General features: G+C 40.6%; 15 protein-coding genes and 1 tRNA gene. 5 read left to right on the forward strand and 11 right to left on the reverse strand.

What is annotated here, in order from left to right; all coding sequences use genetic code 11:
* Positions 1-198 precede the first annotated feature (198 nt).
* The 3 genes from trxA to ACFSKL_RS04255 all read right to left on the reverse strand — a co-directional run bounded on the left by trxA (position 199) and on the right by ACFSKL_RS04255 (position 3,857).
* Entirely contained in the window at positions 199-558 is a 360-nt protein-coding gene (gene trxA, locus ACFSKL_RS04245) for a thioredoxin (protein ID WP_376883782.1), read from the reverse strand.
* A 63-nt stretch (positions 559-621) separates the two neighbouring features.
* Positions 622-1,716 (reverse strand): biotin synthase BioB, encoded by a 1,095-nt coding sequence (gene bioB, locus ACFSKL_RS04250; RefSeq protein WP_376883784.1) that lies wholly within the window; start codon positions 1,714-1,716, stop codon positions 622-624.
* A gap of 644 nt (positions 1,717-2,360) precedes the next feature.
* Positions 2,361-3,857: a M28 family peptidase gene (locus tag ACFSKL_RS04255; protein ID WP_376883785.1), complete on the reverse strand. Its 1,497-nt coding sequence runs from the start codon at positions 3,855-3,857 to the stop codon at positions 2,361-2,363.
* Between the two features lie 205 nt (positions 3,858-4,062).
* Between ACFSKL_RS04255 and gcvP the strand changes: the two genes are divergently transcribed.
* On the forward strand, positions 4,063-6,954 hold the full coding sequence (gene gcvP / locus ACFSKL_RS04260) for an aminomethyl-transferring glycine dehydrogenase (RefSeq protein WP_376883787.1): 2,892 nt from the start codon (positions 4,063-4,065) through the stop codon (positions 6,952-6,954).
* A gap of 488 nt (positions 6,955-7,442) precedes the next feature.
* Here gcvP and ACFSKL_RS04265 read toward each other — a convergent pair whose 3' ends face one another.
* The 3 genes from ACFSKL_RS04265 to era form a co-directional block, all read right to left on the reverse strand.
* Positions 7,443-7,640, reverse strand: coding sequence for a hypothetical protein (locus ACFSKL_RS04265; protein ID WP_376883789.1), 198 nt, complete (start codon positions 7,638-7,640; stop codon positions 7,443-7,445).
* Between the two features lie 75 nt (positions 7,641-7,715).
* The gene (der, locus tag ACFSKL_RS04270) at positions 7,716-9,029 is read right to left on the reverse strand and encodes a ribosome biogenesis GTPase Der (protein WP_376883790.1); all 1,314 of its coding nucleotides are present in this window, start codon (positions 9,027-9,029) and stop codon (positions 7,716-7,718) included.
* Between the two features lie 11 nt (positions 9,030-9,040).
* A complete protein-coding gene (gene era / locus ACFSKL_RS04275; RefSeq protein WP_376883792.1) occupies positions 9,041-9,931 on the reverse strand; it encodes a GTPase Era in 891 nt (296 codons plus the stop codon).
* 429 nt (positions 9,932-10,360) lie between these two features.
* Between era and ACFSKL_RS04280 the strand changes: the two genes are divergently transcribed.
* Positions 10,361-10,433 (forward strand) — tRNA-Met (locus tag ACFSKL_RS04280).
* Between the two features lie 217 nt (positions 10,434-10,650).
* On the forward strand, positions 10,651-11,292 hold the full coding sequence (locus ACFSKL_RS04285; protein ID WP_376883793.1) for a hypothetical protein: 642 nt from the start codon (positions 10,651-10,653) through the stop codon (positions 11,290-11,292).
* Positions 11,293-11,331: 39 nt separating this feature from the next.
* Here ACFSKL_RS04285 and ACFSKL_RS04290 read toward each other — a convergent pair whose 3' ends face one another.
* Positions 11,332-11,490: a hypothetical protein gene (locus ACFSKL_RS04290; protein WP_376883795.1), complete on the reverse strand. Its 159-nt coding sequence runs from the start codon at positions 11,488-11,490 to the stop codon at positions 11,332-11,334.
* A gap of 491 nt (positions 11,491-11,981) precedes the next feature.
* Here ACFSKL_RS04290 and ACFSKL_RS04295 point away from each other — a divergent pair, with 491 nt between their 5' ends.
* Positions 11,982-13,136 (forward strand): 6-bladed beta-propeller, encoded by a 1,155-nt coding sequence (locus ACFSKL_RS04295; RefSeq protein ID WP_376883797.1) that lies wholly within the window; start codon positions 11,982-11,984, stop codon positions 13,134-13,136.
* Between the two features lie 702 nt (positions 13,137-13,838).
* Here the strand turns inward: ACFSKL_RS04295 and ACFSKL_RS04300 are convergent.
* On the reverse strand, positions 13,839-14,471 hold the full coding sequence (locus ACFSKL_RS04300) for a cyclic nucleotide-binding domain-containing protein (protein WP_376883799.1): 633 nt from the start codon (positions 14,469-14,471) through the stop codon (positions 13,839-13,841).
* Positions 14,472-15,023: 552 nt separating this feature from the next.
* On the opposite strand from ACFSKL_RS04300, the gene ACFSKL_RS04305 reads away from it, so the two are divergent.
* Positions 15,024-15,320, forward strand: coding sequence for a DUF6520 family protein (locus ACFSKL_RS04305; protein WP_376883800.1), 297 nt, complete (start codon positions 15,024-15,026; stop codon positions 15,318-15,320).
* Between the two features lie 52 nt (positions 15,321-15,372).
* Here ACFSKL_RS04305 and ACFSKL_RS04310 read toward each other — a convergent pair whose 3' ends face one another.
* The 3 genes from ACFSKL_RS04310 to ACFSKL_RS04320 are packed head-to-tail and all read right to left on the reverse strand — an operon-like array spanning position 15,373 to position 21,334.
* Positions 15,373-16,731, reverse strand: a complete 1,359-nt coding sequence (locus tag ACFSKL_RS04310) for a RagB/SusD family nutrient uptake outer membrane protein (RefSeq protein WP_376883802.1) — start codon at positions 16,729-16,731, stop codon at positions 15,373-15,375.
* Between the two features lie 59 nt (positions 16,732-16,790).
* Positions 16,791-20,000 (reverse strand): SusC/RagA family TonB-linked outer membrane protein, encoded by a 3,210-nt coding sequence (locus ACFSKL_RS04315; RefSeq protein WP_376883803.1) that lies wholly within the window; start codon positions 19,998-20,000, stop codon positions 16,791-16,793.
* A 29-nt stretch (positions 20,001-20,029) separates the two neighbouring features.
* Complete coding sequence (locus ACFSKL_RS04320) at positions 20,030-21,334, reverse strand: TlpA family protein disulfide reductase (protein WP_376883805.1); 1,305 nt, start codon at positions 21,332-21,334, stop codon at positions 20,030-20,032.
* Positions 21,335-21,757 lie beyond the last annotated feature (423 nt).

Genomic DNA, 21,757 nt, shown 5'->3' on the forward strand with positions numbered 1-21,757 from the left:
CAACAAGTCTATCAAAACTGAGAATGCATTTAAGAGAAAAAAGAAACAGAGTGGAATAGTTATGTGAAATTTTAGCCCTTTTGCTTGTTTTTCAACATAGGAGTTCACAAAGAAAAAAAGCACTAAAGGTGAGTCCCCCAGATTGACACATTAACCTCTAAAACTAATCATATCCCATTTAAATCCATACAAAAAAACTCACCCCACAAACCCCTTCATTGCTTGCAGCAGATCTCTTTTGGTCATGTACCCTCCTTTTCTCCAGAGAATTTTGCCTCTTTTGAAGAGGATATAATGTGGAATCGATCGCACGCCAAACTGCTGGGCTGCTTGGGGGTTTTTATCTATGTTGAGTTTGAAAAGCTTGATTTTGCCATCCAATTCCGAAATGACTTCATCCAATACAGGATTCATGGTCTGGCACGGACCACACCAATCAGCATAGAAATCCACCAAAATAGCCTCCTCACTTTTCTGGATCACTTCCTTGAATTTTTTCTTAGCCATCTTCGTGTTATTTGCCTCTCCAAAAGACTGCCGAGAAGCTGTTGATGCCATTGATTTGTGTATATACTTTTTGGGACTACCGTCACCTATACCCATGAAAGCAGCTCCCCAAAATCAATTGTTTTCTTCTTTTGCCTTTTTTGAAGCAAGGATATTTTTCTCAATTTGATGTCCCGGCCTACTCCACCTGGGCTTTTCCTGCGCTGAGGGAGTACTGTGTTCAGGGTCTATGGGATTTCTTTTGGGATATTTTTCAAAAGGTTCTTGCGGAACAATGCCCAAAAGATCGAACAGCTTCATGTCTGCATTGATATCCGGATTGGGGGTGGTGAGCAATTTATCCCCTGCAAATATGGAATTGGCCCCAGCCAAGAAACAAAGTGTCTGTCCCTCCTGGCTCATTTGGGTTCTGCCGGCAGATAATCTCACCTGTGTTTTGGGCAGTACAATCCTTGCTGTCGCAACCATTCTTACCATTTCAAAAATCGACACGGGATCTTGATCCTCCAGAGGCGTACCTTCCACAGGAACCAAAGCGTTGATCGGCACACTTTCAGGTTGGGGATACATATTGGCCAATGTCCTAAGCATTCCGATTCTGTCTTCTACACTTTCACCCATACCTATTATCCCCCCTGAACAAAGCGTGATGCTTGTCTTTCTCACATTGCCGATGGTCTCTACCCTATCCTCAAAAGATCTCGTAGAAATGATTTCCTTGTAATAGTCTTCCGAGGAATCTATGTTGTGGTTGTAGGCGTACAAACCTGCCTCCTCCAACCTCTTGGCCTGGTTTTCTGTCAGCATCCCCAAAGTACAGCATACTTCCATATCCAATTTGGTAATGGACCTAACCATTTCCAAAACCTGGTCAAAATCTTCTCCATCTTTCACGTTTCTCCAGGCTGCACCCAAACAGACCCTTGAAGAACCTGCCGACTTAGCCCTTAATGCCTGCGCTTTCACTTGGGACACAGACATCAGGTCATTTCCTTCTATTTTTGTATTGTATCTAGCTGCCTGGGGACAATAGGAACAATCTTCGGGACAGCCTCCCGTTTTGATAGAGATCAAGGAACTGATTTGGATCTTATTGGGATCATGATGTTCCCTATGCACTTTAGCTGCTTCGAAGATTAAATCCAAAAAAGGCAGGTTGTAAATCCCCGTAATTTCTTCGATTGAAAATTGCTTATTCAAGGTACTCATTGTGGTTGTTATCTTTTTTCAATATTTAAAGATGCTTCCGCACAACCTAATATCCAACTCTAAATCCAAATATTATTTTCTTCGTAAACCTAATTGTTGGGGGACACGGCCTTTCCGTAGAAAGATATTCTTCCTAAAGTAAAAAACCACTAAGAACTCCAAGGATGCACAAAGGACACAAGGTTAATTAATTGTATTTGTATTTCCTTGTAAACTTTGTGAAAGCCTATAGTGATCTTAGTGGTCATTTGGAATTTACCTCACTTTAGGGAGGCGTGGAGTCTGCACGGCAGAATTGCGGGGAGAAATCTTGAACTGAAACTTTATATATACTTTTCATTTCCCCACCCCTTTGTCCAAGGATCGGGACGAGACCTCTCCTGCCGTCGAGGTGACGTAACCGAAATCACTCTTTGTCTTGCATCTTTGTCACGTCCTGAAATTACTTGACACTTTTTCTTTTAATTAAATAAAATTCAACCCTGCCTGACGCCGGGCAGACCTTTAAGGGTTGTTGCTTCCTTTATCAACTTTATTCCCCGGGTTGCAACCCGGGGCTAATTAAAGTTTAACCACTTCGTGGTTTTTTCTGTCTTGATTCTTGGCTCTAATTTCCGCCCTTTATCCCTCCGAATTCATCATTTCTATCTATCCGTCCTTGTATTTGATCCATCGACAGGGGTTCTTTCCTCCCTATTGGCAAGATCCCAAGAAGTATGGAAGATCAATTTGGCTCTTTTGGTCATCAGTGGGAATTCGATTTTGTCAACAGTATCGGTATGCTGGTGATAGTCATCGTGTACGCCATTGAAAAAGAAAATCACAGGGATATTGTGCTTGGCGAAGTTGTAGTGATCTGACCTGTAGTAGAACCTGTTTGGATCATCTTCCGCATCATATCTATAATCCAGTTTTAGGCCGGTATAGGTAATGTTGTTGTATTCATTGATCACTTTCAATTGGGAAGAAAGCATCTCTGAACCGATTACATACACATAGTCCTGGTCTTCGGCATCTTGATATTCGTAGTCGATCCTTCCGACCATGTCGATGTTGATATTGTTCACTGTGTTTTCCAATGGGAAAATCGGGTTGTTGGAATAGTACTCAGAACCCAAAAGCCCTTTTTCTTCCCCTGTCACATTCAAGAATAGTACACTTCTTCTTGGTTTGATCCCATCTTTTGCGGCAGCAGCAAAAGCTTCGGCTATCTGCATCACGGAAACAGTCCCAGACCCATCATCATCTGCACCATTGTTGATCCTGCCTTGGCTATCGATACCTGTATGGTCATAATGGGAAGAAATCACCAATACCTCGTCTTTCTTATCAGTACCTTCCAAATAGCCCATTACATTTTCTGTAGGGACCAATTTGGTGGATTTTTTGATCAGATAGGAAGCTTTTTGTGATTTGATCGACTCAGGGTTGTTTTTGGCGGCCTCTTTTAGGATCTCTACCGGAGTTCCAAACAAAGAGGACATTTTATCAGAGCTTACCAAGAAGATTGGCTCCTGCTTGGAAGCTTGCTCAAAACCGAGTCTTCCACGTCCGCTGAGGGACTTGTATCTGTTTGCCAGTCTGTCAAAATTTGCTTGGCCTTCCATCGTGACAATCACGATACCGGCAGCACCTGCATCCATCACATCCCTCACCACAGTTTGCGCCCTTTCGCCGATTGCCCAAAGGCCTACAAGTTTTCCTTTGACATCCACTTTGGCGAGGTTTTCTTCAGACCCAAGTCCCAAGAAGACCAACTCAGATTTGGCGGCTTTTTTCATATCACCATCACCGATGAATACAAAATCTTCATTATTGACCAACTTCTGCTTGCCCACCGTCAGGTTGACATCCGAAAAAGAAACAGAAGCCAAGTTGAATTTTTGAAGATAATCACCATTTACCGGCCCCTCCAAACCCAATCCCTTATAAAAATTGGATAGGTATTCTGCTGCCATCTTTTGGCCTTTCTCTCCAGTATCCCTCCCTTCGAGTTCATCAGATGCCAAATAGGTTAATTTTTCTTCCAATCCCTCCGCAGTAATCAATCCTGCATATTTCAAGGCAGTGGCATCTTGTGCATTTGCCTGCCAGACAAGGCACATTGATAGCATCCCTGCTATCCAATAATTTCTCTTCATAAAGTATTATATAATGGTTTTTCTATTCTAGAGGATAAACTTAGCAAATTATTCTTAATTGAATAAAACCGTTTATCAATTCGAACTGTTGTAAAAGTATAAATCTTGTGTATATCAAATTGATATCCTGCAATAATTTATACCTTTGCAGAACCAAAAATCAATGAGGATATAACCCCAATAAACTCCCTATACATTCTTGATTATGAAGATTAATCTTTCCCCTTCTACAAAGTTTGAAAACAGGCATAATGGTCCTTCCCAGGAAGATGTCAAATTAATGCTTGAAAAAATCGGTGCTGATACAATCGAAGAATTGATTGACCAAACCATCCCCAAATCCATTCAATTGAGCAAGGCATTGGACTTGCCAAGTGCAAAATCGGAAGCTGCTTTCTTAAAAGAATTCAAGGCTTTGGCTTCAAAAAACAAGATTTTCAAGTCATTTATTGGCCTGGGATATTATGATACTATCGTACCGGGTGTGATCTTGAGAAATATACTCGAAAACCCAGGATGGTATACAGCCTACACTCCCTATCAAGCTGAAATCGCCCAAGGCAGACTGGAGGCATTGATCAACTTCCAGACAACCGTCATGGATCTGACAGGAATGGAAATGGCCAACGCATCGCTTTTGGATGAGGCTACGGCAGCAGCAGAAGCTATGACCATGCTCTACGCTTCCAAGCCTAGGGAAAAGAAAAATGCCAATAAATTTTTTGTGGATCAAAAAGTATTTCCACAAACAAGAGATTTGCTGATCACACGATCCATCCCGGTTGGCATTGAATTGGTGATTGCCCCATTGTCAGCATTGGACTTGACTGATGCCGACCTATTCGGAGTATTGATCCAGTACCCAAACATGGATGGGGAAGTGATCGACCATGCAGGACTTGTCTCTGCGGCAAAAGAAAACAATGTACTTACCGCTTTCGCAACAGACTTATTGAGCTTGACCTTGTTGACACCTCCTGGTGAAATGGGAGCGGATGTGGTGGTCGGCACCAGCCAAAGACTTGGTGTCCCTATGGGCTTCGGTGGTCCCCATGCGGCATTTTTCGCTACCAAGGAAGCATACAAAAGACAAGTACCGGGAAGAATCATCGGTGTATCCCAAGACCGGGATGGCAACAAGGCTTATAGAATGGCTTTGCAGACCCGTGAGCAACATATCAAAAGAGAAAAAGCTACCTCCAATATCTGTACCGCACAGGTTTTGTTGGCTGTCATGGCAGGCATGTATGCCGTATATCACGGCCCCAAAGGACTGAAAGAAATTGCTGCCAGAACACACGGCTTGGCAAGTTTGACAGCCAAGGCTTTGAAAGCTATGGGATTTGAGCAGGAAAACAGCAACTTTTTTGACACCATCAAAATAAAAGTGGACGCAGTACAGCAGTCCAAAGTAAAGGCATTTGCACTATCTTCAGAGATGAACTTCAGGTATGAGGAAGGGGCTATCCTACTTTCATTTGACGAACCAAAGACACTTGAGGATGTAAAAGCTGTAGTGGAGATTTTCGCAAAATCCACCAACCACAAAGTAGCCATCAACTGGAATGAATTGATAGAAGGTTTGGAAATCAATCTTCCAGAGGGAATAGCAAGAACTTCAGAATACCTCTCCCACCCGGTTTTCAATCAGTTTCACTCGGAACATGAAATGCTCCGATACATCAAGCGCTTGGAGAACAAGGACCTTTCTTTGGTACACTCCATGATTTCATTGGGTTCCTGTACCATGAAGCTAAATGCCACAACAGAGATGATTCCCGTCACATGGCCTGAGTTTGGACAATTGCACCCATTCTGTCCGCAAGATCAAGCTGCAGGATATTACGAACTGTTCCAGAATTTGAGAAATTGGCTGAGTGAGATCACAGGCTTTGCAGACACTTCCCTACAGCCAAACTCCGGTGCACAGGGAGAGTATGCAGGATTGATGGTCATCAGGGCATACCACATGAGCAGAGGAGACCAGCATAGAAACATTGCATTGATACCTACCTCTGCACACGGGACCAACCCTGCCTCAGCTGTCATGGCAGGCATGAAAGTAGTCTTGGTCAAATGTGACGAAAGAGGAAATATTGATGTAGCGGACTTGAGAGCAAAGGCAACAGCCCATAGCAATGATTTGGCATGCCTGATGGTTACCTATCCTTCTACCCATGGTGTATTTGAAGAGGCTATCCAAGAGATTTGCCAAATCATCCATGACAATGGTGGACAGGTATACATGGATGGCGCCAATATGAATGCCCAAGTGGGACTCACAAGCCCTGGTAGCATCGGGGCTGACGTCTGCCACTTGAACCTCCACAAAACCTTCTGCATTCCCCACGGTGGTGGTGGACCAGGCATGGGGCCTATATCTGTGGCAGAACAGTTGGTACCTTTCCTTCCCGGCAATCCACTGGTACAAACCGGAGGGACAAAAGCAATCCATGCAGTTTCTGCGGCGCCATTTGGCAGTGCAAGTATCCTTCCTATTTCCTATGCCTACATCGCAATGATGGGAGCTGAGGGCTTGACCAATGCTACCAAGATGGCGATCCTGAATGCCAATTATATCAAAACAAAGCTAGAAGAACATTACCCTATTCTTTACACCGGAATCGGGGGAAGGGCAGCCCATGAGATGATCTTGGATTGCCGTGCTTTCAAAGAAGTGGGAATAGAAGTAGAAGATATTGCAAAGAGGCTGATGGATTACGGTTTCCATGCCCCTACCGTATCATTCCCTGTAGCAGGCACCTTGATGGTAGAGCCTACTGAATCAGAAACTGTCAGTGAATTGGACAGGTTCTGTGACGCCATGATTGCGATCAGGGCAGAGATTCAGGAAGTATATGATGGTATAGCGGATAAAGAGAATAATGTATTGAAAAATGCACCACATACCGCAAACCTGGCCTTGTCTGATGCCTGGGATCTTCCCTACACGAGGGAAAAAGCAGTCTATCCACTCCCTTATGTCAAAGAAAACAAGTTCTGGCCTGCTGTCAGGAGAATTGATTCGGCATATGGAGACAGAAACCTGATCTGTAGCTGTATTCCGGTAGAGGAATTCGCTTCGGAAGTAGAATAAACAAAAACTCCCCTGTCGGAAATGACGGGGGAGTTTTTGTTTTTAGTGGGGTTTGGGAGATTGTTATTAGTTATTAGGTTATTGGTTTATGAGTTATCGGTGGATGGGTAATCGCGATGTGATTTCCCAGCCTTTTTGTTCGACCCCCTTGGGGTCGGGAGAGGGGATTTCGGTCACTTTTTCCATGGGTTTTACCCATGGTTATTGAGAAGTTTGACCCTTTTAGGGTCGCCGAAATAAGCAAAACTTTAGTCACCCTCTTAGGGTCGGTTTTTGAAAGGCCATGTCAAATCCAAAGCACATTTCTTAAATAGGGTGATTTTTTAAGAAACTTCCGGGTTTCACTCGCTTACTTTCAAAAAAACTATCCCCTATAAAACCTGAAAGGTTTGTACCCATCCTATGATCATTTATAGCTCCTTGTCATAGGACAAAAAAAAGCCCTCTGATCGCTCAGGGGCTTTTAAATTTTTAAGCTGAATGGTTAATTAACCTTCAACAACTTCTTCAACATTCTCTTCGATAACTTCTACAGAATCTTCAACAGCTTCTACAGAGTCCTCGATAACTTCTTCAGTTTCTTCGATTACAACTTCGATTTCGTTTTCTTCAGAAACTTCTTTGTTTCCACAAGATGCAGTGAATAACATTCCTGCTACAGCGAATAATGCAAATACCTTTTTCATTTTTGTTTGTTTCTTAAATTAAGCACACAAAGGTAACACCCTTTATGTAATTGCCAAGTGTTTGGACAAATTATTTTATTTCTTCTTGTAAGTGATTTTGATTGGAACTCCCTCAAAGTCAAAGTTTTCCCTCAGCCTGTTTTCCAGGTACCTGGTGTATGGATTCTTGATGTATTGGGGCAGATTACAGAAGAAAGCGAACACAGGATTTTTGGTCGGAAGCTGTGTCACATATTTGATCTTGATGTATTTTCCTTTCCATGCAGGCGGTGGATATTTCTCTATTTCGGCAAGCATGACATCGTTGATTTTTGAGGTCGTCACTTTCCTGGTTTTGTTCTCATAAACCTTCACAGCAAGCTCGATTGCCTGAAAAATCCTTTGCTTGGTCAATACTGAAGTAAAGATCATTGGTATCCAACGGTTCTCTCCCAGCTTCTCAAGCATATCCTTTTTGATGGTATCCATGGTTTTGTGGTCTTTATCGACCAAATCCCACTTATTGACCATGATCATGATTCCCTTGTTGTTTTTGATACCCAAAGAGATCAGGTTCATATCCTGCGCCTCAAAGCCCCTTTCTGCATCTATCATCACGATGATCACATCAGATTCTTCCAAGGTCCTCAATGAACGCATCACAGAGTAAAACTCAATATCTTCTTTTACCTTGGCTTTTTTTCGGATTCCGGCAGTATCCGTGATGATAAAATCCTGTCCATAAAGCTTGTACCTCGTATTGATCGCATCCCTGGTAGTCCCAGCTTCATCCGTCACAATCGACCTTTCGGTTCCAAGAAGTGCATTGAGGAAAGATGATTTTCCAACATTTGGTCTACCAAGTATGGAAATCTTTGGAATCCCTTCATCCGGATCTTCTATCCCACTCTCGGGAAAATGCTTGATCACTTCATCCAACAAATCACCTGTACCACTTCCCGACACAGCCGCTATTGGAAAGATGTCATTTTCTCCCAGTCCCAAGGCATAAAACTCAGATGCGTTCAACTCTTTCTCCTGGGTATCCGCCTTGTTGGCCACGATGTAAACAGGCTTTTTGGAAGATCTGAGTACATTTGCGAAATCCTTGTCCAAATCTGTCAAGCCATCATGGCAATCCACTACGAACAGGATCACATTGGCTTCTTCGAGGGCCAAAGTCACTTGCTTTCTGATCTCAGCCTCAAACACATCATCCGAACCGATCACATACCCACCGGTATCTATCACAGAAAAATATTTCCCTCCCCACTGCGCATGACCATAGTGCCTATCCCGGGTCACCCCGGACACATTGTCTTCAATCGCTTTTCTTTCTTCAACCAAGCGGTTGAAAAAGGTAGATTTCCCTACGTTAGGTCTCCCTACAATTGCTACTATATTTGACATTTTCTTATTTCTTATTGGTCGTAACCAAATTTCTTCAACTTATTTTTATTCTTTCTCCAATCATCTTCGACTTTGACATACGTCTCTAGGAAGATTTTCTTACCAAAGAAATTTTCCATTTCGGCACGCGCCTGGATACCTACCCGCTTCAGTGCTTTTCCACCTTCACCGATGATAATCCCTTTTTGGCTATTGCGCTCTACATAAATAATGGCACGTACCCGGATGATATTTTCTTCTTCATAAAAATCCTCAATAGCGACCTCGGTGCTATAAGGGATCTCTTTTTTATAGTTGATGAAAATCTTTTCGCGTACGATCTCGGAAGCGAAAAAACGCTCCGGCTTGTCTGTCAGCTCCGCTTTATCATAAAATGGCGGGTGAACTGGAAGACGGTCTAGGATTTCTTGGAGAATCCGCTCGGTGTTGAAGCTTTCGGTTGCAGAAATCGGGATGACTGTTTCTGACTTGATGCGCTGTGTCCAATAGGCTGTCACCTCTTCAAGCTGACCTTCTTTGGAAAGATCCACTTTGTTGATGATCAGGAGTACGGGGACACCTGCCTGGTTGATCTTTTCTATTACGTCTTCTATTTCTTCATCAGTTTCGAATAGATCGGTTACGAAAAGTATCACATCTGCATCCTCCAATGACATGTGCACAAAACTCATCATGTTTTTGTGAAGCTCATATTTGGGCTTCAACATTCCCGGAGTATCCGAGAAAACAATCTGATAGTTGTCATCATTGATCAAGCCCATGATCCTATGACGGGTCGTCTGGGCCTTGGAGGAGATAATCGAAAGTCTTTCACCTATAAGCACATTCATCAAGGTGGACTTGCCAACATTGGGTTTCCCAATGATATTGACAAAGCCTGCTTTGTGTGTGTTTTCGGTCATGACAATAATTTTGCACAAAGGTACTTGATTTTTTCCGAGAGATAACACATATTGATGAAGAAACCAAAGAAAGTTTGGGTTTTCAAAAATGAATTGGGCAAATAAGGTAATCTGAAAATATGCGGGCGGGTAAATTGGGCAGCCAAAGTGTCCCGAACAACTGTCAGCTGCGCCACAGCATACTAGGGAAAACAGCAAAGACCGTGGAACTACATCTCTTGGTCTTGAACACACTTGCCAAAGGGACAAAAATAACTTCACCCCTATCCGTCTAAAAATCAATGGGGAGGAGTATCCAAACAAGACAAACAATAAAATAATAGCGCTCTGACTTGCATTGAATAAAAAATACTCCTACTTTTGTACCACGATATCAGCAAAAGGCTGATCAAAAACAGAAAACAACGATTATAGATCGTAAAAATATATCGCGGGATGGAGCAGTTGGTAGCTCGTCGGGCTCATAACCCGAAGGTCACAGGTTCGAGTCCTGTTCCCGCTACATAGAACCCCTTATACGTTCAGTATTTGGGGTTTTTTCTTTTCAGTAGGCTGTATAGTAGGCTACTAATGTATTAAGAGTTAAGTGTATTTGTTTGTTTAATTTGGTAAGGATGATAAAAAATACTCTAGCCTGTTATTTGATCTTTATTTTTTTTATCTACTTTAGTTGCAGTAATATACCCAATCAGTAATTAAATTTTTAAAAACAATTCAAAATGAAAAAAATTTGTTTGATGTTGCTTGGAGTTACAATGCTAGTTGCATGTGGGAGAAATAAAAATGAGCAAATGCTTTATGATTACCAACAAAAAAATGTTAGTTCTTTAAACTTTGATTTGGAGGATCTTGACTTTAAAATCCAAGAAGTTGAGAAGTTAGCAGATATAACAGGGTTGGATAGTATGAAACATTTAAAATTCGAATTAGCAGAATTTTGGGTAAAAAATCCTGAACAATCTCTAATAGATACTTTAAGTTTTCAACATGTGAAAAATGTATTGAATGAATCAATTATCCTACAAGACACATTACAAAATCTATATCAAGAAGCGGTTTTATCAGCAATAAAAAGGGATGACTATTCTTACGAGATGGAATCAAAAAGAAATAGAGATAAAGCAATTGATCAAAAGCTCTTATACAGAAAATCACTATCTACAATTGAAAAAATAGAATCTCGTTATAATGAGCTTTCTAAAAATCCTGAAATTATACTTTCTACAAAATACAAAGCGTCTTATTCATTAAGAAATCCAATGTTGGGTAATGCAAAACAATCTTTTAATAAGATTTATTATACTAACATTGATCATACTGAATTTATCAAAGAAGAAACTTTGGAAGGAAAAGAAAATTAACACAATAGGGATTTTAAACCTTAAATGTATTACCACTTATTAGATCATTTTGTTTGAAACAATGTTTACCAAAACAATGTCAATCCCTACTTTATGGAATAGGTCAATTTGCTTTTTCTCTTTGAGGTTTTTTGGCTTTTTGTTATTCAACATAAAAACAGGAATACTTTGAAATGCTAAGCATTCTCTAAGTTCCATGCTAGTTATTTAGCCCTGTTCCCGCTACATAGAACCAGGCAGCAATGCTTGGTTTTTTTATGTCATTTTTTTTGGAGGGCTCATATCCGCCGCGGCGGACACAGGTTCGAGTCCTGTTCCCGCTACTTCGAAGGATACTGGAAACAGTGTCCTTTTTTTTTGTTTGTACAATACACTGCTTTAAACAATGGTCTGGAGGGCTCCATTACTTCTCTTTTCAATTTATTTCATGTTTGCCCAAAAATGCCTATGATGTTTGTTTTATTATTTAATTTAAAGGGTTAGTTTTAAAAGTGGCTAAATAGGAAATCCACAACTTATTGCTCAATGCATTCGAATTGGAACGAATAACGCTAAAGTTGCGGAGAGCACACCATGTAATAGAAGTACAAAATGTTGTGCTTGAAATTCAAACGCCTGCAAACACTGCTATATCTATCACCATCGGGGAATTTGATCGGTGGTGATAGAACTTACATCAATCACACTTTATGAAAAACTCATTCAATTGTTGGAAATTAAACTTCGGTATTATAATGATGGCGTTGTTTTTTACTCAATGTGGCAAAACCAATTCGGGGGGAAACAGCAGTCTGCTTACAGCAGAGCAAGTTTTAAAAGTGGACCTCAATCATCAAGACGAACTCTCTGACAGAAACCATCTTGATAGTTTGAGTATTATAAGACTGGAAACCAGTAAAGAATGCTTGATTGGAAATATTAATAAGATAGAAATATTAGAAAACAGGATTTATATCTTGGACAAATTCAAATCAAGAAGTTTATTTTGTTTTAAACTGTCAGGAGAATTTGAATTTAAGATCAATAATATGGGTGATGGCCCCGGGGAATTTACTTTGCCTGAAGACTTTTCAGTTATAGATCAGGAAATTTCTATTTATGACAATTTTCGAAAAATGAAAATTAATTATGACCTGAATGGAAATTTTATCAATGAAACAAAAATGGTGGTTTCTATCGGAAATATACTGCAACTAGACGGTGGAATTGCCTTAGTAAAGCCAGATAAAAGTTACTTGGATAGTGAAAATGATTATAATCTTTTGGTTACAGACAGGAATATTGGAAAAATCCTTGAAAGATATATTCCAACAGTTACGATGGGAGAAAGTATTTTTTCTTCTAACAAAGTATTTTCAAAGTGGGGGAATCGTGTATTATTTACCTATGGATTTAATGATACGGTATACTCTTTTGACAAAAAAGAACTCAAACACCAATTAGTTCTGGATTTTGGCAAAAACAAAATACCTTATGAGATCGCAGAAACAGAGAGTCGAGAAGTTCGGGATAGGATATTTGACACTAATTATAATTACACCGGTTTACTGATGGATATTTCAGAGAATGAGGATTATATATCATACAGATATACTAACTTCTCTTTATTGAAGGATCATGATCCTTTCTTGCTTTATTCCAAAGAAAGTAAGAAGGTTTATAATTTTACCAAAATATATAATTATGAACACAGGTTCAAAATCAACCCGCCAATGTTTGTTTACAAGAATAAATTTGTCAGCACAGTTGCCTATGACGTTAAGGGTGAAAGCACCCCGGGCCTGTTGCCTTCTGAAATGGATAATCCCGCTATAGCTATTTACAAAATAAAAAAACATTATTAATTGAATTCCATTGAATTATGAATGCCGAATGCCAAACTTCAAATGATGAAGTCCGGAAGGAATACCCCACAACGAAACAGGAATCTGTGAGGGCACAAACCATGGAGTGGGATTTTTTTTCAGGCTATGACATTAGCTTATTGCCCCGTTAGAAAAGCTAAGTTTTGCGAGCGTTTCAAATTGAAAACTTACCTGTTTGACAAAAAGCAATTTTATCCAATTACTTGTATAAAAGCCCCTTTTATCAACCTCTATCAAGATTGGTCATTGGTAAATCTTTCCCAAAAGCTTAAATTAAGAAAAAGGCTATTGATGGAACAAAACTTCTATTTGGGGAAAGGAAATAGAAAGATGATCCGGGAATTGGTTGCCTGCATAGGTAAAAAAAGATACCCATCGGAAGCAACAGCCTGGCTCGTCTTTTATAGATTTCATTACCCTTTTGGAAAAAAGGGAAAGTACTTCCGTGTCCAAGCCCAATACCTGACCTGTTACCATTGCAAGTTTTGTGGGTCGTGGCATTTGGGGAAGAAAAAAAGTAGGCAGCAGCAGAAAACCCAACCCAAAAACCACCCTGGCATAGCTTTCAAAAATAGTACGTCAACCCAATAACCGAATCAAAACGGCAGGTTTCAAAGCGGTGTTTTCGAACCATCATGCAACCATGAAAAAAAACAAACCCCAATAAGCCTCATCGCACTTTCACCGGGGATTTTCATCATCTTCTTTGCCTCCAAAATTTGTTCCTTCCCATTTTTTGATGGCTTTAGAAAGACCGTTTTGCGAGACATTCATGTAGTTGGCCACATATTTTCTTGTTTTGCCAAACAGACTGGGATAGGTTTTTACCAAAAATCCAACCTTGTCATGCATTGAGTCCTGCTCAATCATCTCGCGATAAAGGTTGTAATCTGTTTTTATCATCTTTTTTATATGCGCACTCAGCTTATCATGTGCCCCCTCCACAGATTGGAGGGACTTCAACAAAAAACCAATGGGAATCGCAGTGAGCTCCGACTTGTTGGCAGCAATCCATTCATTGGAATCTATTTTCCTTTTGGAAAATCCTTTGGGATCGGTAAGAAAAATCGACGAAGCTATTTTGATTGTCTTGTAAACTGTCTTTCCCTTATGCGACAATATCCCCAAAACAGCACCTTTATGTATAAAAATCAAATGTGCAACATCGGCATAGGGAAACCTGATTTTCTCGCCTTTAAGGAAAACCACCTTCTTTGCCTGCATGAAAAGGTCAAGGAATGGCTTGCTAAAATACAAGCCATGTTTTTCCGCATACTTGAAAATATCCACCTTATATTGAAAATCACCTCCCATCAAGCAAATAGTTAAGTCGACAATGAAGCCTTTAATTTAATAAACAAACAATTAAAGTGATAGTCCAAAATGACCTTTTTTTTCGAATCCAGTGTGTCAAAACACGATTTATACACATTAGTGCATCAAAACACGATTTTGTCAAACAGCTGACAATGTGGGTTTTGCAAATATAAGAAATGCTTTTTAGCTTTGGTTAGGTTGAAAAAATCCCTAAACACTGCCCGATTCTATGGGAATGGACCCCTGAATACCAAGTCCATTCCCCGGCAGTAAAGGGAGACAACCCCTGCAGATGGCCGGAGAAGACCAATAAAAGATCCAGTGGTGCAGTAGATCAAAAGATCAATAGCTCAATGTACATCTGTCAGGTTCAAGGTATAATAAAATTTTGACAAAAAAAAATCCAGCCATTTCTCTCGATTGCTTGGGGTGAGAGACAAGCAGTACCCAATGGCCGGCAAGGGGAAAGCCGAAACCCCATAAAAGAGTAGGCAAACAACCATAAACGTTTTTGCTGTCTTTTTTGATTGTCAAAAAAAGAAGTCTGTGATGAAAAATTCAACAAGTAAATTACCTATAGTAGCGTTTGTTCTTGCAGCTGTATTCGCTTTTGCGTTTACGGAGCCTCAAGTCCAAAATGATCCCAATCTGAAATTGTTCAGGTTAGTGAGCGAAGATCCCGAAACAAACGAACGTGTTTGGGAGGAGATCACTGGAGAAGAGGTTGGCACGGACTACTTATGTTCTGGAATACAAAGCATCTGTACTGCCCAGTTTGTCAATGATGATTCTGATATAGAATCAGACATGATAAACGAAGTCAATGGTACATACTCACCGTTGTAGGTATATCTTTGTGTTAAAATATTAAAATCAGGGGGATATTCCCCCTGATTTTTTATCTGGGATTTTGTGGGTTACCAGAAGCATTTATCTCCTCTTCAGGTATCGGCAAGGTATATTTTACATCATTTGGCGGCAGTGTATATAAATTTCCATTTAACCGTCGTGTCATTGTAAAAACAAATCGACCTTCAGTATTGAGTCTTCTAAGGTCGGTCCATCTAACACCCCTAAATACCAATTCTTTACGACGCTCATCTAGTATCATTTTCAACAATTCATCTTCATCAATGGTGTCATTTTTTTCATAAGTACCTTTCAAATATCTATTTTCCAGCAAAGTATGAATACTTTGGTTTGCCTTTTGAGTTTGACCAAGTCTTGCAGAACATTCAGCTATTATCAGATAAACTTCCGAGGTAGTGATTCCATTAAACAGCCTTCCCAACATTCCGGAATAGTGTCCTTTAAAATTAAATCTGCCCTGAATGACAGTGGAGGGGCGAAATAGAACCTTTAGCCTCAAGTCATTTTCATCGTATAACTTAACCAAACTGGTATCGACTGATGTGAAATTGGAAAGGTAAAATGTATAGGAAGACATAGAATTTCTAAAAACAATCTCCTTGTTATCAATTGAAAATGGCAGAGATAAATCTGGATCTACCTCATTATAATCTATCAATTCAGACTTCAACCCAATACTGGACTCAGCTGCTTCGAGAGCTTTTCCATAGTTCATTTGGTTTAAATATACTCTTGCCAATAATGCATAGGCTGCTGCTTTTGAAGGACGAGTGATATGGGAAGGGGTATCATCCAACAATGTGATTGCTTCATCTAGGTCGTTGATGATTTGTATATATGAATCCTGCAATGTTGCTCTTTCAACGGGAGAATTCACGTCTGCGGTCAACCTGATGTGAATTCCCAAATCTGAAGAGGCTGTGGTTTCATTATATGGGGGCGCAAACACATCAAGTAAGCCATAAAAGGCAAAAGACCTATAAAATAGAGCCGATCCTTTTACATTATTCCATTGTTGCTGATTCTCGGAGTTTACAGCTATATTTTCAATGCCCTCCAAGGCAATGTTACTGTAAAATACATTTATGTATGGATTTCTCCAGTCAGTAACTCCTACCCCCTCGTAAATATCATCTGCCCATATATAACAGTTTCTTTCAACAGCCTGTGATAGAGATCTCCATCCATCATCAGTTGTAAAGTATTCATCTGATGACAACATTCCCATTGCTGGGCCTTCATTCATTACATTGGTCTCATTGTCAAGTAACCTTTGATAATCATCCAAAGTGATTGGGACGATGATTGATTTATCAGGTCTTTGATCCAAGAAATCTTCACAGGAAACAAGACTCAATACAATTATAAGTTTATATAGATTTTTCATCTTTGCTTTTTTTAAGGTTTTATTCATATTTCAATTCTTTGATTAAGCCCCTTCAATGCTTATAGATCGACTCTTAAGCCAAGGGAAAAACTTCTTAATGCAGGTTGTATCCTAAAATCTGGGTCAGGTACTTCTTTTGTCGCTTTCCAAAGAATCCCAATATTGTTCACATAGGTATATAGCTGAACTCTCTGAACCGGAAGCCTTGGGAAGTCTCCCTTTTCAAATACATAAGAGACATTTATATCCTGAAACCTGATATGATCTCCCCTCTCAACCAAAGCCTCTGATAAATTGTAGAAATTATCACGTTGTATATTTCTGGTTTCAGGCATAGAAGGTACCTGGGTTCGCAACTCATCCCCTGGATTTTGCCATCTGAAATGGTAATCTCCATGGGTACCCAAACCTGTATATACATTATTGTAATTGACAGAAGGCCTTCTAAAATAATAACCCAATCGATAACTTATATTAAAGGATAGGTTGAGTCCTTTATAGGTGAAATTGTTTCTTAAAGCCCCAAACTTTGTAGGGCGTATCGGGCCGATATAATTTATATCCTCTATCGTTACACTATTCATAATTGCGCTCCAATTGTTGCTCAGCTCTCCATCCAGGTAACCCAAAGGATCTCCATTTCCAGGATCCAATCCGCCCCACTCATAAGCATAGATTGCAAAAAGTGGCTTGCCCTCAAGTGGAATGGTGGACAAAGCTCCTTCTCTTATGTAGCTTGACACAGGTGCTCTCATTTCATATCCAGTAACCTTTTCTGAAATAAAACTTGCCAAAATATTTGAAGACCAATTCACCTGTTTACCCTTTATCAGGTTAATGTTCAAACTCATGTCCCAACCCCTTGCTTGGGTACTTGCTGTATTTCCCCTGAACTCGGTGATCCCAGTCGATGGAGGAAAGGGGGTAGTTCCAATTAGGTCAATCCCATTTTTCACAAAATACTCCACCGAACCTCCAATCAATGAATTTCTGGTTTCAAAATCGAGGGCCAAGTTGAAAATACCGATCCTTTCCCAGCGTAAGTCAGGGTTTGGTGGGTTTTCTACCCTGGAATAAGGTAGGCCAGTCACAAAACTGTTTCCGAATACTCTAGCTGTCGTAAAAGCCGTCAAGCTTCTGTCTATATTCCCGTTGTACCCATAGGTAGTTCTAAACTTTAGATAAGGAATGAAATCAAAATTGTAAAATGCCTCATTACTTAAATTCCAAGATGCTCCTGCAGACCATAGTGGTACACCTTTTTGGTTTGTCCTCACACCAAAAAGGTTGGACATGTCTCTTCTGGCAGAGGCGGAAATATTAAATCTATTGTCGAATGAATACCCTATGTTGGTATAATATGAAATCGCCCTATCAAAAAACTCACTCACACCATTTCTATACAAAATCTGAGACAATGAAGATGGGTTGAAATACCTAGGAAACCTGGTAGTGTAATCAACTCTGACATTTGTGGTGTAATCATGGTCGTATCCATAAAGCCTGCTCAGAGCCAATCCACTATCTGACTTTCTGATTTCCCAACCTCCAATCGCATCCAACCGGTGTTTTTCCTTCCAGGAATTCGAATAGTTCATTTGAACCCTTGCATGATGATCTACAGCATATCTGTCTGACCTTTCCAATATCTCGCCTTGTGGTAGGGGGTACAAAAATGTACCGTCTGGTTGAACTTGGGTAAAAGTATTCACCAAATCCCTGACATAGTAAGAGCTTTCAAGATAATGCTCTCTGTTTTGAAGGTTTCTATTGATGTACTGATACATTACATCAGCCTTGAGGTTAGGGGTTATTTTGTAATTGAACCCTGTATTGATCCTATATTCTTGGGTTTTGGCACTAATGTCTCTTGCATTGATCTCATCCAACGGCCTATAATCCCAGTTATACAAACCGTCTTGGAATGCCTGATTCTTGAACCCCTGCCTAAAATCTGTTGTCAATGGCAATGCATTTCCCTGTTCATCTGCAAGTCTCGCGTATGGATACATGGGTATAGAGGAAGACATTCTTATACTTGAAGGGTTGATGCCACTCATTTTGTTCATTGTCTCAGTGTAATGAATGTTTGTACTGAATTCAGCTTTACCTTTCAGGAGTGCATAGGTGTTCCCTGCCTGAATGGTCAACCTGTTTGATGAGTTGCCTACAAGGTTTTCCAGATTGGAATCATATCCCAAGCTTAACTGATACCTTTGTCTTTCACCTCCTCCACTCATGCTAATTGCGTACTGTTGATTTACATTTTCCCTGTAGAGGTACTTTCTCTGCTGATCCCTATAGTCAAACTGCCTATACTCGTCAATTCTTTTATTGGCCTCATCTTCCGATATAAGCCCATCCCGCTCTGCGATAAGCAATTCCACAACCGGTGTTAACGGCGCCTTATTCACGTTTCTTTCTGTCGCAGCATAATAACCATTGCCAAAAAGATACCGCTCCATATCAATAAAATCGGAGATCGACATGATGGGTACATGATTGGGGTCTGGTCTTTGCCCCACGGTCGTATTCATGTTAAATGAAATTTTGGCCTGCTGTCCGTAGCTGCCTTTCTTGGTAGTGACTACGATCACACCATTTCCTGCCCTGGCACCCCAAATCGAAGCAGCTGCCGCATCTCTAAGTACAGTGATGCTTTCGATGTCATTGGGGTTGATGTTTTCCAATGGGCCATCATACGGGAAGTTATCGATTACAATCAAAGGTTGGGATGCTGCGGATATGGTGCTCCTACCTCTAATGCTAATATTGTCACCACCAGGACCTGCCCTGTTGAAAATCAACCCTGGAGTGATATCCTCCAACCTTTCCAAAAAATTGGTACTTATACGTCTGTTGAGAAGCTCTTCATCCAGCTGGACAAAAGATCCTGTAGCCCTTTCCCTTGGCAGGCTTTGATAACCAGTGGACACAATTTCCACCGCTTCAAGCGCCATACCTTCAGAGTTCAATACAACTTCAATTGGGTCTTTGTGATCGGGAATCCTGATCTTGACCTGATATGTCTCAAATCCCATGTAGCTGAATACCAAAACGTGTTCACCGTCTGGCAATCCGATAGTAAAACTTCCGTTTGCATCACTGACAGTTCCTTTTGAAGAATCCATCACCTTAATGACGGCCCCGGGTAATGCTGAGCCATTTTCAGTGGTTCTGACCGTTCCATTGACGATCCTTTCCTGTGCTTTGACCTTTGTTGCCAGACAGAGGATCAGAAGCATCAACAATGGTAAATGTTTATTCATAATGATTTTGTTGAGGTAATAGATTTATTTTAAAGAGATGGGTTGGCATCAGAAATGATCAGGAAGTCGATTTCCTCCACACTTTCAATAATTGTAAGCCCATACTTGCTAAGCTCTTGGTTAAGCTGTTCCAGGTTGCCCATATCTGCTTGGATATGGATATCCACATTTGTATTGATTTCGGATTTATCGACAATGTATTTGCCCCCAGAGCGGTATAGGGAATTTATTCTGCCCAGAAATGATGATATGGGATAATTTTGGAGTGTGGCACTTTCATGGTTCATTTGGATGTTGGATTTCTGGTGTTTGGTACTTATATCCACTTTATCATCTGTCCTTACCAAGGCCAAGACCTCACTCTCCCTTTTTTCAATCTTTGTATCAAATTCGGGAAACCATCTTTTAAGGTCTTGTCTAAAGTAACCCCAGAGCTCTTTCTGTCTGGTTTTGGGAACTATGAATTCAACACAGAAAGCATTTTCCTTCATCCAGGCATCCAGCTTTTCACCACTTCCCATTTCTGTTGTCAAAATGTCTTGGTGTTTGGATTCGATCACCACCCTGTTGAGCCCAATATGCTTGCTTGAGTTGAACTCAGAATATGCTTTTTGCATAATCCCCAATCTAGTATTGTTGTGTATAAGCACTCTGACATGATCCTTTTCAAGGGGGAAGATCATTGATTGGGAAATCAGTCCGGGGATGTAGGAAGTGATTCCCGATTGATAAACTACAGGCTTGTAAGTGATTTGTCTGTTTTCAGTTAGGAAAAATGCTTCCCTTTCGAATGGAATAAGTTTTTGATCTGCTTTGCGACCCAATGCTGATTGCCCTGATTTGATTACCTGGTTGATACTTTCAGCATTGATTTCATCCGCACCTGTTATGGCCAGCACTTCACCTTTCTTGCCTATCCAGACATAGTGGGGCAAAATCCTATGTGGAAATGTGTTATTTAGAATATTATCCCCATACACCATTGGCTTCCTGATATCCTTTAGCTTGGGCATTCGGGAAAACAGCTTCTCCACCTCCTCCCTATTCTGATAAGTCACGGGCAGGATCACCAGATCATCCCCAAAAGCCTTGTCCAAACTATCCAACTTCGGAAAACTTGCCACACAGGGTGCGCACCAAGTAGCCCAAAAGTCAAGGATCAAAAGCTTGCCTTTGTAGTCAGAGAGCAATATTTCCCCATCTGGATGGTTCAGTACATTTTCAAACTTGAGGTTGGGAATTTGGTCACCAATGTCTAGAGGCTCAAGCTTCTGCTGCCCAAAGGCACAAATAGACAGCAACATCGCAATCAATAGTGTAAATTGTTTCTTCATAATTTTGGTTAATTGGTTATTAGATGTTGTAATGTTGAAAGAGCTTGTCCGCCGCGGCGGATTGGAAAGTTGGGGGTCTAGTGAGATTCATGGGGTTAGTGGGATTTGAAGATTGGAATATTGAAAGATTAGAAGAACTTGTCCGCCGAGGCGGATTAGGTTATTGGTTGAATAGGTTATCTGTTTTAGGGGCAGTCACATCGACCAAAGGGAGATGTCTCGTTCTAGTATTCTTTACTAAAGCCCTTTATTATTGTCTTTCTTCTCGCTTCTCGCATCTAGCTTCTTGTCTCTTAAGAAAAGCCTGGCAGTACGGGCGTGGCGTATGAGGTTCGCCACAAACCCAGTTTAGCATCACTTGGTTTATTGTTAAACATATACCCCGTAGCTGCCATGGCTTATTTGGTTATTAGTGGATTAGGT

This window comes from Belliella marina (genome assembly GCF_042682445.1).
Taxonomy (GTDB): Bacteria; Bacteroidota; Bacteroidia; order Cytophagales; family Cyclobacteriaceae; genus Belliella; species Belliella marina.